General features: G+C 63.8%; 16 protein-coding genes. 6 read left to right on the top strand and 10 right to left on the bottom strand.

The window, feature by feature from the left end:
* Positions 1–53: 53 nt before the first annotated feature.
* The 6 genes from NP503_RS14285 to NP503_RS14310 all read right to left on the bottom strand — a co-directional run bounded on the left by NP503_RS14285 (position 54) and on the right by NP503_RS14310 (position 7,038).
* Positions 54–929, bottom strand: a complete 876-nt coding sequence (locus tag NP503_RS14285; RefSeq protein WP_023812526.1) for a GNAT family N-acetyltransferase — start codon at positions 927–929, stop codon at positions 54–56.
* Between the two features lie 181 nt (positions 930–1,110).
* Positions 1,111–3,402, bottom strand: coding sequence for a PAS domain-containing hybrid sensor histidine kinase/response regulator (locus NP503_RS14290; protein ID WP_127272653.1), 2,292 nt, complete (start codon positions 3,400–3,402; stop codon positions 1,111–1,113).
* Positions 3,403–3,540: 138 nt separating this feature from the next.
* Positions 3,541–4,530: an MDR family oxidoreductase gene (locus tag NP503_RS14295; RefSeq protein ID WP_127269342.1), complete on the bottom strand. Its 990-nt coding sequence runs from the start codon at positions 4,528–4,530 to the stop codon at positions 3,541–3,543.
* A 57-nt stretch (positions 4,531–4,587) separates the two neighbouring features.
* Complete coding sequence (gene lspA, locus NP503_RS14300; protein ID WP_127269341.1) at positions 4,588–5,076, bottom strand: signal peptidase II; 489 nt, start codon at positions 5,074–5,076, stop codon at positions 4,588–4,590.
* A 13-nt stretch (positions 5,077–5,089) separates the two neighbouring features.
* On the bottom strand, positions 5,090–5,947 hold the full coding sequence (locus tag NP503_RS14305; protein WP_013529576.1) for an RNA methyltransferase: 858 nt from the start codon (positions 5,945–5,947) through the stop codon (positions 5,090–5,092).
* A complete protein-coding gene (locus tag NP503_RS14310) occupies positions 5,944–7,038 on the bottom strand; it encodes a class I SAM-dependent rRNA methyltransferase (RefSeq protein ID WP_023812530.1) in 1,095 nt (364 codons plus the stop codon). The genes NP503_RS14305 and NP503_RS14310 overlap by 4 nt, the downstream gene beginning before the upstream one ends.
* Before the next feature lie 135 nt (positions 7,039–7,173).
* On the opposite strand from NP503_RS14310, the gene NP503_RS14315 reads away from it, so the two are divergent.
* The 3 genes from NP503_RS14315 (at position 7,174) to NP503_RS14325 (ending at position 8,767) form a co-directional block, all read left to right on the top strand.
* Positions 7,174–7,866, top strand: a complete 693-nt coding sequence (locus NP503_RS14315; RefSeq protein WP_127272542.1) for a YafY family protein — start codon at positions 7,174–7,176, stop codon at positions 7,864–7,866.
* Positions 7,867–7,937: 71 nt separating this feature from the next.
* A complete protein-coding gene (locus NP503_RS14320; protein ID WP_127271653.1) occupies positions 7,938–8,333 on the top strand; it encodes a VOC family protein in 396 nt (131 codons plus the stop codon).
* The gene (locus NP503_RS14325; RefSeq protein ID WP_127271652.1) at positions 8,330–8,767 is read left to right on the top strand and encodes an EVE domain-containing protein; all 438 of its coding nucleotides are present in this window, start codon (positions 8,330–8,332) and stop codon (positions 8,765–8,767) included. Before NP503_RS14320 ends, NP503_RS14325 begins: the two co-directional genes overlap by 4 nt.
* Here the strand turns inward: NP503_RS14325 and NP503_RS14330 are convergent.
* The 4 genes from NP503_RS14330 to sppA form a co-directional block, all read right to left on the bottom strand.
* Positions 8,764–9,729, bottom strand: coding sequence for an ornithine cyclodeaminase family protein (locus tag NP503_RS14330; RefSeq protein WP_127272543.1), 966 nt, complete (start codon positions 9,727–9,729; stop codon positions 8,764–8,766). The genes NP503_RS14325 and NP503_RS14330 overlap by 4 nt on opposite strands.
* Before the next feature lie 37 nt (positions 9,730–9,766).
* Entirely contained in the window at positions 9,767–10,171 is a 405-nt protein-coding gene (locus NP503_RS14335) for a LapA family protein (RefSeq protein ID WP_127272544.1), read from the bottom strand.
* Between the two features lie 57 nt (positions 10,172–10,228).
* Complete coding sequence (locus NP503_RS14340) at positions 10,229–10,513, bottom strand: integration host factor subunit beta (RefSeq protein WP_006200394.1); 285 nt, start codon at positions 10,511–10,513, stop codon at positions 10,229–10,231.
* Between the two features lie 82 nt (positions 10,514–10,595).
* Positions 10,596–11,552, bottom strand: coding sequence for a signal peptide peptidase SppA (gene sppA / locus NP503_RS14345; RefSeq protein WP_127269998.1), 957 nt, complete (start codon positions 11,550–11,552; stop codon positions 10,596–10,598).
* A gap of 401 nt (positions 11,553–11,953) precedes the next feature.
* On the opposite strand from sppA, the gene lptC reads away from it, so the two are divergent.
* The 3 genes from lptC to lptB are packed head-to-tail and all read left to right on the top strand — an operon-like array spanning position 11,954 to position 14,053.
* Positions 11,954–12,667: an LPS export ABC transporter periplasmic protein LptC gene (lptC, locus tag NP503_RS14350; RefSeq protein WP_127269996.1), complete on the top strand. Its 714-nt coding sequence runs from the start codon at positions 11,954–11,956 to the stop codon at positions 12,665–12,667.
* Complete coding sequence (locus NP503_RS14355) at positions 12,654–13,235, top strand: LptA/OstA family protein (RefSeq protein WP_127269994.1); 582 nt, start codon at positions 12,654–12,656, stop codon at positions 13,233–13,235. Before lptC ends, NP503_RS14355 begins: the two co-directional genes overlap by 14 nt.
* On the top strand, positions 13,235–14,053 hold the full coding sequence (gene lptB / locus NP503_RS14360) for an LPS export ABC transporter ATP-binding protein (RefSeq protein WP_013529586.1): 819 nt from the start codon (positions 13,235–13,237) through the stop codon (positions 14,051–14,053). The genes NP503_RS14355 and lptB overlap by 1 nt, the downstream gene beginning before the upstream one ends.
* The last annotated feature ends 134 nt before the right edge of the window (positions 14,054–14,187 follow it).

Consider the following 14,187-nt stretch of genomic DNA (forward strand, 5'->3'; position numbering starts at 1 on the left):
TAGCGAATAGGAGCTGAACGAGATAGCTCTCGCTACTTTCTATTCGCTATTCGCTATGCTGCGAAGCGCTGGGCTTCGCCGCCATAGTAGTTGACGTAGCGGGCGCCGATTTCCTTGACCGGCATCACGACGAACACATCGACCGTCGAGAATTCGCGATCGATGACGCAGCCGTCGCCGATGCGGGCACCGACGCGCAGATAGCCCTTGACCAAAGGCGGCATCGCGGCGATCGCCGCCTTGGCATTGACGGCCTCGATCGGCATCAGGTCCATCGAGCAGTAGCGCCCGGACACCGCGCGCACGTCCCAGGCCGAATTGGTGCGGCAGTGGTGGGCGAGGTAGGTGAGCGCCTCGGCATGCGCCGCCGGCACGGTGCCGTGGAAGGAAGCGCAACCAGTCATCACACCGATTTCGTAATGGTTGATGTAAGCCCAGATGCCTTGCCACAACGCCTCGATGGTGCGCTTCGAGCGGTATTCCGGCAAAACGCAGGAGCGGCCGAGTTCAAGGAAACGCTGGCCGGGGTGACGGGCGATGAGCTTGGTCAGCTCGAATTCACCTTCGGAATAGAAACCGCCGGCCGTGGCCGCGATTTCTTGCCGCAGCAGCCGATATGTGCCGACGATGCGGCGATGTTCGGGACCGGAAAGCGTGGTGTCCAAAACAAGCAGATGATCGCAGAGCGGATCGAACCGGTCGGCGTCACGGCGGTCATGGGCCTGGAACAGGTCCTTCCTGGCGCCAAGTTCGTCGTAGAACACCCGGTAGCGCACTTCCTGCGCGGCCGCGATCTCGGCCTCGTTGCGAGCGAGCCGCACTTCAAGATTGCCTATACGGCCCAGCGCCGCGCCCTTTATGACGGAATCGACGTTACGTCCGGCAAGCAAGGCGCTGCTGGCGTTCGGCCGAGTGTCACATTCCGGCATAACTGTATGCACGAGTGATTCTCCTTCGAGCCATCCCTCTTGGCACGGGGATACGGTGTAGGTGCAACAGGATTGTGACAGTACCGTGATACGACGCCGTGGGCAATACTTCGTCGGCTGGCGAATACGATCAACCGGCTACGTTTAAGTGATCGCGCGGTGCGGATGGGCGGTGGAAAGCTCAGGCTGCGACGACCTGGCCCTCGACGGCATTGACCAGCGCCTCGGGGTCGAGCGGCTTGGTGACAAAGCCGCTGGCGCCATGGGCCAACACCGCATGGCGGGTCTTTTCCTGGCTGTCGGCCGACAGCACCATGATCGGTACCGGCCGCACGGCACTTTCTTCCTCATGGCGGCGGATGGCGGCGATCGCGTCCAGCCCGTCCATGACCGGCATGTGCAGATCCATCAAGACCACGTCGAAGCGGTCCTTGTGCGCGGCGCCGGTGACAGCCTCGACGGCGGCCTTGCCGTTGCCAACCACCCTGACGCGATGCCCGGCCTTCAGCAGCGTGGCGCGGGCCAGCATGGCGTTGATGTCATTGTCCTCGGCGATCAGCACCGACAGGCCGCGCTGGCGGTTGCCGACGGCGCGCAGCGACGGCGCGCCGCGCTTTTCGGGCTGCGGCGGGCCGAGGCTCGGAGCATGGCTGCTCAACAGCACACGCAAAAGTGTTCCGCCGCGCACTGGCCTGGCCAGGAAGGTTGCGTAGCCGCTGGCACGGAACTCGCCAAGCATGCCGCGATCGGTCGGCGCGATCAGCGTGATCGCCTCACAGTCGGAGAAACCGCTCTGGCGCAGGCGCTTGAGCAGCCTTCCGTCGCCTTCTTCCATCGCTGCATCGACCAGGATCGCATCGCAGCCGGCGGCGAAAGGCGCGGCCTGTGCTGCAGTGGTGGCGATGTCGACCGCGCCGCCATTGGCGCGGATGGTGCGGGCGATGGCGTCGGCCTCGACGGCGTTCTTCGACAGGATCACCGCGCGTCTGCCCGAGAGAGCATTCTGGTGGCCCTGCGGCGCTTCGGTGGCCGCTATCGCAGGGATTTCGAAGACGAATTCGGATCCCTGGCCGAGCCGGCTGGATACCGAGATCGTGCCGCCCATGGCGGCCACCAGGCGTCTGGAGATGGCAAGGCCGAGGCCGGCCCCGCCATGTGTGCGTGTCGACGTGCCGTCGGCCTGCTCGAATTCCTCGAAAATGCGCTCCAGGTCGGCGTCACGCAGGCCCGGACCGGTATCGGCGATGGTGAAGCATATGCGGTCGCTGGTTTCGGTGCGTGCGCGTGCTATGCTCACCAGCACGCCGCCGCTGTCGGTGAACTTGATGGCGTTGCCGATGAGGTTGAGAAGCACCTGCCTGACCTTGCCCGGATCGGCGGTGATCAATTGCGGCACGTCGGGTTCGACATGGCAACCCAGTCCGATATCCTTGGCGAAGGCGCGCGCCGCCAGCAATTCGATGATGTTGTCGGCGATCTCGCGCACCGACATCGGCTGCGGCTCGGGGTCGAAGCGCCCGGCTTCGATCTTGGAATAGTCGAGAAGATCCTCGATCAGGGCAAGCAATGCGCTGGCCGAGGTCGAGACGGCGCCGACATAGGTCTGCTGCTCCGGCGACAGGCTGGTGTCGGCGAGCAACCTGGCCATGCCCATGATGCCGTTCATCGGGGTGCGGATTTCATGGCTGACGGTAGCGAGGAAGCGCGATTTGGCCTGGCTGGCATATTCGGCCCGTTCGCGTGCGGTGATCAGCGACGATTCGGCGCGTTTGCGGGCGGTGATGTCGCGGGCGATGGCGCGGTGTGAAACGGCGCCGCTGTCCTTGTCGCGCACCGACAGTTCGATCCAAGAGAACCAGCGCTGCCCGCTCGGCGTGCTGATGGAGACATCGGTGGAACTCAGGCACTCATGGTCGGAAAAGGCGGCATCGGGAACCATGCCGACCTCGATGCCCAGTTCCGCCAGGGTCTTGCCGGCGAGGTCGCGCTGGTCGATCTCGACGAGATCGGCGAAGACCTTGTTGGCATAGACGATGTAGCCGTCGCGGTCGCGATGGATGACGAGATCGCCAAGCGCGTCGATCAGGCCGCGAAAGCGCTCGTCGCTCTCCTGCATCTCCCACATGCGGTCGGCCAGCGTCTCGATCTCGGCGCGGCTGCGGGCAGTGGTTTCGTCAAGAAGGGCGGAGGTGCGATGTTCGCTCCGCCTGGCGCGCAAATGCAGGGCAAGGCCGGCAAGGCCGGTTGCCAGCAATGCGACGCTGATGAAGATCGGTGCCCCGGTCAGATGCGCCAGCCCGGCCACCAACACGATGGCGACGAATGTCAGAAAGGGCAGGCTTTCGCGCCTGGAGAATTCCGGCTCGGGCACCAGCGGCGGCGCGGCGACGAAGCGCCGCGTCGACGCCGGCGGGAGCACCGCATCGACGTCGTCGCCAGTGTCCGCCTGTTGGCTGCCGGATTCCGCGATCATGCGAAATCCTTGCCAGACAGAGATTATGGAAAATTGCGGCGGATCGTTCGAATTTTAGCGGATGAGCGCTTTTTGCCGAGGCGCGGCGGGTTTGCCGCCAGATCTGGCGATTCCATCCCTTCCGGCAGTTGGGCGGAGTCACATATCCACGACGACGCGGCCGCGGATCTTGCCGTCGACGATGTCGTGCGCGGCATCGACGATGCCGTCGAACCCGATGGTGCTGGACAGGCTGGCGAGCTTCTGCAGATCGAGGTCGGTGGCGATGCGGCGCCATGCCTCGAGGCGGACTGCTTTAGGCGCCATCACTGAATCGATGCCGAGCAATGAGACGCCGCGCAGGATGAAGGGCGCGACGCTGGCCGGCAGGTCCATGCCGCCGGCCAGGCCGCAGGCGGCGACCGCGCCGCCGTAGGAGGTCATCGACAGCACATTGGCCAGCGTGTGGCTGCCGACTGCGTCGATGCCGCCGGCCCAGCGCTCCTTGGCCAGCGGCTTGGCCGGCTGGGCAAGCTCCTCGCGCGATATCACTTCGGCGGCGCCAAGGTCGATCAGAAAGGGGCTTTCGGCATTGCGGCCGGTGGAAGCAATGACATGGTAGCCGAGGCTGGACAGGATCGAGACCGCGACCGAGCCGACGCCGCCGGCCGCCCCCGTCACCACCACCGGGCCGCGATCAGGCAGGATGCCGTGCCGCTCCAGGGCCATGACGCAGAGCATGGCGGTATAGCCTGCGGTGCCGACGGCCATCGCGTCATGCGGGCTGATGCCTTGCGGCAGCGGCACCAGCCAGTCGCCCTTGACGCGGGCGCGGCCAGCATAGGCGCCGAAATGGGTTTCGCCGACGCCCCAGCCGTTCAGAATGACCTTGTCTCCGGTGCGCCAGTCGGGATGCGAGGACGAGACGACGGTGCCGGCGAAATCGATGCCCGGCACCAGCGGCCAGTGGCGGATCACCGGCGCCTTGCCCGTGATCGCCAGGCCATCCTTGTAGTTCACCGTCGTTGCCTCGATCGCGACGGTGACATCGCCTTCCATCAGGTCGGCCTCGGTGAGATCGGTTACGTTGACCGACTGCTTTTTCTCGGCGTCACGCGAAACGAGGATGGCTTTGAAGGTTTCGGACATGTCTTTCTCCGCGATCTTGTTTGGCGACATGAACTGTGCGGCGATGGCCGCACGGGGTCAATCCTTGGAAGGTCTGGCTTTGGGTTCGCGTCCCCAGCCGAACAGCTCGTCGAAGACGACCAGTGCCGCGCCCACCGAAATGAAGGCGTCGGCAAGGTTGAAGACGGCGAAGGACCACACCGGCGTGTGAAACAGAATATAGTCGATGACGTGGCCGTAGACGGCGCGGTCGATCAGATTGCCCAGAGCGCCACCGACGATCAGCGCAAAGCCGGTGCGGGCAAGGATCTGGGACGGCGCGATCCGCGTCGCCAGGAACAGCACGAAAGCAACGACGACAAGCGAGATGACGATCAACCCGGTGTCGCCGAAGGACGAGAACATCGAGAAGGCGATGCCGGTATTGTAGGTGCGGAACAGCGCCAGGAAGGGCAGCAGATCAACCTTCTCCTGAAAAGGCAGATCGGCCTCGACCAGGTATTTTATCCACTGGTCGAGCGCGATGGCCGCGACGACAAGCAGTGCGTAGGGAGACCATGATCTCACGGGCGGGCAACCTTCATTGCTGGTCCAGGATTGGCTCGAGCTTGAGCGCGCCGCGCCGGATCTCGAACAGCATGATGCCGGTGGCAACGGCCAGATTGAGCGAATCGGCACGGCCGGCTTGCGGAATCCTGAGCAGCCTGTCGCAACTCGCAGCCAGGCTTTCGGGCAGTCCCTGCTGCTCGTTGCCCATCATCAGCAGCACGGGCCCGCGTGAAAAATCGACCGAGCGGTAGTCGACGGCGCCTTTCAGGTGGGTTCCGGCGACGAGGCCTGAAAACCCGCCTCGCCAGGCGAGGAAAGCCTCGGTTGTCGCTTTGGCCACCGGCACGGCAAAGATCGAACCCATGGTGGCGCGCACCGTCTCCACGGAGAATGGATCAGTGGTATCGCCGACCAGGATGACGCCTTTGGCGCCGACGGCATCGACGGTGCGGATGACGGTGCCGAGATTGCCGGGGTCGCGCACCCGGTCGAGCGCCACCCAGACGTCGCCATTGTCGGCGCGGACATCCTTCAAGGCGAGGAATTTTTGCGAAAAGACGCCCACCACCATTTGCGGATTGTCGCGGCGGGTGATGGCCACCAGCACCTTTTCCGACACTTCGAGCACCATGCCGCCGGCGGCAACCGTGCGTGCGGCCACCTTCTCCACCGCCGCGTTGCCGCGCCCGGCCTTGGCGAAAACCAATGTCCTGATCTGCCAGCCGAGATCGAGCGCATCGATAACCAGCTTCAACCCTTCGGCCATGAAGGCGTTCTGCTGGTCGCGGAATTTCTTCTGAGCGAGCGCCTTGATGTCCTTGACCAGCGGATTGGCGAGGCTGGTGACCTCCTTCACCTGGCCAGGTGCGCCTGCATGCCGCTCGTTCATTCAGCCACCCAGCGCGAAAACAATGAGGTCGAGAGCGCCCGGCCAGCGGACTTTTCACGGATGATCAGCTCACCCGATTCAATCTTGCCGCCCATGCCGGCAAAGGTATCGCGCATCAGGGCGTGGATGGCGAAGAAGGAGGCGCGGATCGAATAGGCGGTCAGCACCACGGCAAGCGGCTTCGGCGTCAGGATCGCCCGGCAGAGATCGGTCAAATCGGGCAGATCCTCGAACAATTGCCAGACCTCGCCCTTGGGGCCACGGCCATAGGCCGGCGGGTCGAACAGGATGATGTCGTAGCGGCTGCCGCGGCGCTCCTCGCGCTCGGCGAATTTGACCGCGTCGTCGACGATCCAGCGGATCGGCTTGCTGCCGAGGCCGGCCATCTCCTGGTTTTCACGGGCCCAGCCGATCGCTTTCTTCGAGGCATCGACATGGGTGACCTCGGCGCCGGCGCGAGCCGCCACCAATGAGGCGAGACCGGTATAGCCGAACAGGTTCAGCACCTTGACCGGCCGCTTCGCCGCCGCGATCAGCCCGGCCATGTGATCCCAATGGGAGGCCTGCTCGGGAAAGACGCCGACATGACGAAACGAGGTGAAACGGCCGAGATAGTCGATGCCGTCATGCTTCATCGGCCAGGTCTCGCCGAGCGGCAGCTTGGGGAAACGCCAGCGGCCGATGCCCTCCTCGTCGGTGTCGCCGGTGAAGACGGCGTCGGCACGCTCCCATTCCTTTGCCGGCAAGGCCTTTTGCCAGATCGCCTGGCCCTCGGGCCGCACGATACGGTAGGGGCCATATTGTTCGAGCTTTTGGCCGGTGCCGCTGTCGAGCAGCGCATAATCGGCATTGGGCGCCACTTCCAGGATCACGGGAAGATGTTCGGCGGGCAGAGCGCCTTCGCGGCGGGCCAGGATGCGCGGCGCCGAGTTCGGTTCGGAACGACTTTCCGTCTTCGCCTCATGGCGCTCGCGCGGTGGCGCTTCCGGTCTGGCGGGAGCCTGGCCGGGACGCGGACGTGACACGTCCGCCGCACCCTTCGCGGATGGATGTGGACGGTTGTCGCGGCGTTTGTCGCGAAAAGACTTCAAGCGGGGGCAACTCCGAACGGCGTGGCCGCTTTTGACATAGGGCAACCGGCTTCGCAACCAAGTCCGACAGGTCGGCCTCTCCGGTTCAGGTTGGCCGCGATGGACCAATGTCAAAGAAACAGGCAAATCTACCGGATGTCCCGCTCCGAACGCCTGCTCGACCTGATCCAGTGCCTGCGCCGGCATCGCCGGCCAGTGAGCGGACAGGCGCTGGCCGATGAACTCGGGATTTCGATTCGCACACTCTACCGCGATATCGCCACGCTGCAGGGCCAGGGCGCGCCGATCGAGGGCGAGGCGGGTGTCGGTTATGTGCTCAAGCCCGGCTTCATGCTGCCGCCGCTGATGTTCAGCGACGAGGAGATCGAAGCCATCGTGCTCGGCTCGCGCTGGGTCGCCAAGCAGCCGGACCAGCGTCTCTCGGCCGCCGCTGCCAACGCGTTGGCCAAGATCGCCGCCGTCCTGCCGGACGATCTGCGCGAGGATCTCGACGCGAGCACACTGCTGGTCGGCCCTCCCGCCGCAGTCATCGAAAGCATCGATCTTGGTCTGGTGCGGCAGGCCATCCGCAACGAGCGCAAGCTTGGCTTTCTCTACCGCGACGCCGGCGGCGCTGCGTCCGAGCGTGTCGTGTGGCCATTTGCGCTGGGCTTCTTCGACAAGGTGCGGGTGGTGGTGGCGTGGTGCGAGATGCGGCACGATTTCCGGCATTTTCGCGCCGATCGCATCGCCGAGCTCCAAGCGACAAACACGCGCTATCCGCGCCGTCGCCAGGCGCTGCTCAAGGAGTGGCGGACGACGCTCGACAAGCCTCGTGGTTCGAGATGACTGCTGCCATGATCTGACAGTAGCTCATCTTATGGTCGCCAAGTCGAAGCACCGAACCTTGGAGAGCAGATATGGCCACCCCGAATTTCATCATCCTCTATGTCGACCAGCCGCTTGAGAGCGGCGCCTTCTACAGCGCGCTGCTCGGCCGTGAGCCGGTCGAAAGTTCGCCGACCTTCGTGCTGTTCGTGCTCGATGCCGGCTTCAAGTTCGGCCTGTGGTCGCGCCATACGGTGGAGCCGGCAGCCGCCATGTCAGGCGGTGGCGCCGAAATCGTCTTTGCGCTGGATACGCCCGATGCGGTCGATGCCGCCCATGCCGACTGGTCCGGGCGCGGGCTGAATATCCTGCAGACGCCAACCGACATGGATTTCGGCCGTACTTTTGTCGCGCTCGATCCCGACAATCATCGCCTGCGCGTCTATTGGCTGTCCGATGGCGAACAGGCCAATGGTAACCAGAGATGAGCGCGTACTGGATCGCCGTGGCGTCGGCCGAACATGTCCGGCGGGGTCGCGCAGCCGGCTTCATGCAGGTCAACCACGGCAAGGCGGCACCGCTGCGTCGCGTCAAGCCAGGCGATGGCATCGTCTACTACTCGCCGAACACTGTTTTGGGCGAGAAAGATGGCCTGCGGGCCTTCACCGCGATCGGCATCGTGCGGGAAGGCGAGCCCTATCAGGGCGATATGGGCGCCGGCTTCACACCCTTCCGCCGCGATGTGGCGTGGGCCAAGGCCGAGGAAGCGCCGATCAAGCCGCTGCTCGACAGGCTGGACTTCACCATGGCCAAGTCGAACTGGGGTTATCAGCTTCGCTTTGGCCTTTTCGAAATCGGGGATCACGATTTTCGTGTGATCGCCGACGCGATGAGCGCCAAAATGGCTGTACCGGCGAACTAGGCCGTGAGCGCCTTGTAGACGGCAATGCCGGCGGCAAGATCCTCGAGCGCCGCGCCGACCGACTTGAACAGCGTGATCTCACCGGCGCTCTCGCGACCCTTCTTCTGGCCGCGCGCCAATTCGTGCAGATCGGCGACGATGGTTTCCGGCTTCAGCACGCCGGAGGCCAGCGGCTGGACGATGTCGCCGGCTTCCTTGGTGGCGCCGGCGCGGGTGTCGACATAGACGCGGGCGAGCCTGATCGCGTCGTCGTCGCTCTCGCGCATCGTCGGCGTAAAGCCTCCGACCAGGTCGACATGGGTTCCCGGCTGCAACAGCGCACCCTTGATCAGCGGCGTCGTCGTGATCGTCGCCGAGGAGACGATGTCGGCCTGCCCAAGCTCGGCATCGAGATCGCTCGCCGCGCTGGCTGCAAAACCCTCGGCGCGCAGATCGGCCGCGACCTTCTCGGCATTGGCCGGGGTGCGGTTCCAGATGCGGATGGTCTTGATCGGCCGTACGGCCGAGTGCGCCTTGGCGAGGAAGGGCGACAGCGCGCCGGCGCCGACCACCAGCAGCCGCGAGGCATCGTCGCGGGCGAGATAGGAGGCCGCAAGCGCCGAAGCACAGGCGGTGCGCCACTGTGTCAGCCGCTGGCCGTCGATCAAGGCCTCAGGTTCGCCGGTGGCGCCATTGAGCAGGAGATAGAGCCCCATCACCGCCGGCTTGCCGATGGCATTGTTGTCGGGGGACACGGTGACGATCTTGACGCCGATGTGACCGCCGGCCGATGTGCCGGCCGCGTTGAGGTCGGTCCAGGCGGGCATCAAGAGCAGGGTGGAGGCCGCGCCATCTGGCCGCTCGATCGTATGATGATGCCTGACCGGCTGCACCGCGCCGTCGCGAAACGCCATGCGCAGCGTCTCGACCAGCCCGGCAAAGCTCAGCGCATGGTCGACCTCTGCGGCCGAAATGGTCAGCATGAAGAACTCCGTGGGGACAAAACCGCCGACGGGCGGCTCAAGCGGTCGGCTTCGGCAATGCGGACCCATGGGCGGACCCATGGGCGGACCCTTGGGCGGACCCTTGGGTGGAGCCTGGGGCCGTTCCCAGAGCCGGGCTTTGCGGTGCCGCCGGCGCACGGCTGACCGCCTGGCGCAGGTTCTCGGCCTCGACGCCGCGCTGGCGCGCCAGCTTGCGATAGCGGCCCTGCTTGACCCAGGTTGCCAGGCTGCCGACGATCATGCCGATGGCGAGTGCCAGGAACAGGAAAATGAACAGCGGCAAAGTCAGGGTCAGCTTCGGATTGCCGGGGTTGAACGGATCGAGCGTGAAGGCGACCAGTTCGCGGTTGGCAACGGCGAGTGCGATCAGGATGATCGCCAGGGGCACGAAGATCGCGATGAGGATGAAGCGATTGAACATGATGTTTTCCGTCGGAAGCTGGCCTGTCCGAAAGGCCGTCAGGCGCTGACGTCGCGCCTACTTGCCGCCGTTCAGCCTTTCACGCAGTTCCTTGCCGGTCTTGAAGAACGGCACCCACTTCTCCTCGACCTCGACGGATTCGCCGGTGCGCGGATTGCGGCCGGTGCGGGCGGGACGGTTCTTCACCGAAAAAGCGCCGAAGCCTCGCAACTCGACCCGGTTGCCTTCGGCAAGGGCGTCGGTGATTTCATCGAAGATGGCGCCGACGATGTTTTCGACGTCGCGCAGGAAAAGATGCGGATTGCGCGTGGCAATAATCTGCACAAGTTCGGACTTGATCATGAGACGGGTCCCCGTGAAAGCAGTGCGGTCAAAATTATGAGGATGATTTTATTTGCTTTTTTCACTTGCCCCAAACGGCGTCTCAAGGGTGCCAGACGGAAACGAGACCGTCAAGAAACAAGCGGTCGGCTCCGAGTTCATGGATGACGTCGCCACTGTAGGCGGGCAGGCCGAGCGCACTGCCGATGGTTTGCGCCATCGCTTTCGAGAACAGGAAGCCGCCGCGCTGTTCGGTATCCTTCCACTCGACGACCTTGAGCTTGGCATCGACGCCCTTGGTCGCCAGCCAGTCGACCGCTACCGCCTCGCCGCCGACGGCGTCGATCAGCCCGTTGGCTACGCCCTGACGCCCGGTGAATATCGAGCCGTCGGCAAGCGCCAGCGCTTGTTCGCGGGTCATCTTGCGGCGTTCGGCGACGATGTCGACGAACCAGTTATAACTGTCGAGGATGAGTTTGCGAACCATGGCACGCTCGTCGTCATTGGTCGGCTTGAAGGGAGAGGGTGCGGCTTTCAGCGGCGAGGATTTCACCTCCTCCAGCTTGACGCCGAGTTTGTCCATCAGGCCGCTGACGTCGGGATACTGGATCAGCACGCCGATCGAGCCGACGATCGAGGTCTTGCGGGCAACGATGTGATCGGCGGCACTGGCGATCATATAGCCCGCCGATGCGGCGAGCGTGCCGACTTCCGCCACCACCGGCTTGTCGGCGGCCAGCTTGCGCACTTCTTCATAGATCGACTCACCACCGACGGTGGTGCCGCCAGGCGAATCGATCGACAGGATCACGCCCTTCACCTTCGATGAAAGACGGATGGTTTCCAGCCGCTTGATCAGTTCCTCGTCCTCGGTGATCGTGCCTTCGATCTTGACCTTGGCAATATGGTCGACCGTCGAGCCGCCGAAATCGTCGCCATAGAACCAGGTTGAAAGCGCAATCACCCCAAGGGCTACGATGCCTATGGCGACGACGCGCCAGAATGTCAGCTTGCGCCGCAAACGGCGGCGGTCGATCAGGTCGTCGGCTCTCAGTGCCATGGTCAGCCTTTCAGTCGGCGGGAGGAGACGCTTTTAGACCATGATCCGCCCATCTGGAAGCAGTTCTCTTTTGCGTATGGCGAGACAAGTCAGCACCTGGACGTGAGGTAGCCATCCCCGTCGACAGTCGGCCGGCCTCGGCTAGGCGCTCTACAAGTATTGGCCTGCTCACATGTTTGTGCAATCGCCCCAGGTCGGCGACGAGACCGACGACGGATAAATTTTACGCCGCGTGTCTGTTTCTGCTATGGAGAACACGCAGTTGTGCGGACCTCGTTTTCGTCTGTACAAAGGCGGCTGTCACATTTTTGCAGTTTTCGTGGGCTTGTGCTTGCTTGAAAGCGCCGGCGTCCCACCTATAGGCGGTGCTCAAGGGTGGGCAGGGTTAAAGAAAGCAGTGAATGTTAGCGCGACCGATTGAACCGACCAACGCCGAGGCGGTGTTGGCTCCCCCGGCGGACGGCCGGACGCGCGGCGACGCTTTCGACCGTGCACAGCGTCATTCGCGCCGCGTGCGCGTTCTCAAATTTGCCGTGCCGGTGGCCGCGGCACTGATAGCGGTCGCTTTCCCGGTCTATTCCTATCTCGCCGCACCCGTCGCCGTGAAGGTTCAGGCGGAAGGCACTGCCTTTTCCAACGGCAAGCTGGTGATGGCCAATCCCAAGCTCAACGGTTTCACCAAGCAGAAGCAGCCTTATTCGATGACGGCGCTGCGTGCCATTCAGGATGTCAGCACGCAAGGTATCATCGAGCTGGAAGGCATCGACGCCAAGGTGCCGATCGCGCCCGACAATGTGGCGGCGGTCAAGGCCTCGCACGGCACCTACGATCGCGACGGCAATACGATGAATTTGACCAGCGACGTGACGATCACCACGACCGACGGCATGCAGGCCAAGTTCAAATCGGTCTTCCTCGACATGGGCAAAGGCACTATGAAGACGGGAGATCCCGTCGATGTCAGCCGTGGCGGGTCGCGGATCACGGCGGATACGATGTCGGTCCAGGACAATGGCAAGGTTCTGGTTTTCGAGAACAAGGTGCGCGTCAACATCGATTCCACCGCCTTGAAGGCGGCACAGGGAAACAGCGGAGAAACCAATGCGGCTCAGTAGTTCGACGCGGCTCGCGGCTGCAACTTCAGCGTTGCTGCTGCTCGGACTCGGGCCGTCATCGGCGCAGACGACCAGTCAATCAGGCCTCAAACTGTCCGGCGACAAGCCGATCCAGATCGAGAGCGACAAGCTGGAAGTCCGCCAGGCCGACAGTGTCGCCATCTTCACGGGCAATGTCAGTGTCGTCCAGGGGCCGACATTGATGAAGGCCGGCAAGATGACGGTCTACTACGTCAAGGACCCCAACGCCGCTGCCAAGGGCACCGAGGCCGCGGGTGCGGCGATGACGGGCTCGGCCAACATCGATCACCTGGAGATCTCCGACAAGGTTTACATCAAGTCGGATGCGCAGGTCGCGACAGGCGATCAAGGCAGCTTCGATATGAAGAGCCAGGTGCTGGTGCTTTCGGGCAAAAAGGTCGTTCTGTCGCAAAACGACAACATTCTGGTGGGCTGCAAGCTTACCGTGCAGATGAAAAGCGGGCTGGCTCAGGTGGATCCATGCGCTGGGCAACGCGTCCAGATGTCGATCACGCCGCCGCCGAAATCGGGAGCGACGAACCCCTGATGGCCAGCCTGTCGTCGCTGACGGCGCGTCTTCCGGGACGGGCCGCCGGCAAGCTTTCGGCGCCGGCCACGGTGACCGTCGATGCGGGAAAGTTCAAGGGAACCCTGATCGCCAAGGGGCTGACCAAGAGCTACAAGGGCCGCAAGGTCGTCAGCGGCGTCACCATCGGCGTGCGCGCCGGCGAGGCCGTTGGGCTGCTCGGCCCCAACGGCGCCGGCAAGACGACCTGTTTTTACATGGTTACCGGCCTCGTGCCGGTGGATGAAGGCACGATCGAGATCGACGGCTTCGACGTCACGTCGATGCCGATGTACCGTCGCGCACGCCTCGGCATCGGCTATCTGCCGCAGGAAGCGTCGATCTTCCGCGGTCTCAATGTCGAGCAGAATATCCGCGCGGTGCTGGAAGTGGTCGAAAAGGACCGCAAGGTGCGCGAGCGCAATCTCGACGAACTGCTCGAGGAATTCCACATCAGCCATCTGCGCAAGGCGCCATCCATGTCGCTTTCGGGCGGCGAGCGGCGACGCCTGGAAATCGCGCGAGCGCTGGCGACGCGTCCGGCTTACATGCTGCTCGACGAGCCTTTCGCAGGCATCGATCCGATCGCCGTCGCCGATATCCAGCAACTGGTGCGCCACCTGACGGCGCGCGGCATCGGCGTCCTCATCACCGATCACAATGTGCGCGAAACGCTCGGCCTCATCGACCGCGCCTACATCATCCATGCCGGCCAGGTGCTGACCCATGGAAGGGCCGACGAGGTGGTGGCAAACCCCGATGTGCGGCGACTTTACCTCGGCGAGGGTTTTACGCTCTGAACGGTTCGTCGTTTCACGGAAAACGCCAATCCGCTCCGTCTTTTCGTCTTGACGCAATCCCAAGGGAAAGCGCTATGCGCTTTTCCCGGGAAAGCGGTCTCTCACTTTTCCTGGAATTGCTCTGAGCGTGAAAT

The organism is Mesorhizobium sp. SEMIA396, assembly GCF_024518615.1.
In the GTDB taxonomy this organism is placed as follows: domain Bacteria; phylum Pseudomonadota; class Alphaproteobacteria; order Rhizobiales; family Rhizobiaceae; genus Mesorhizobium.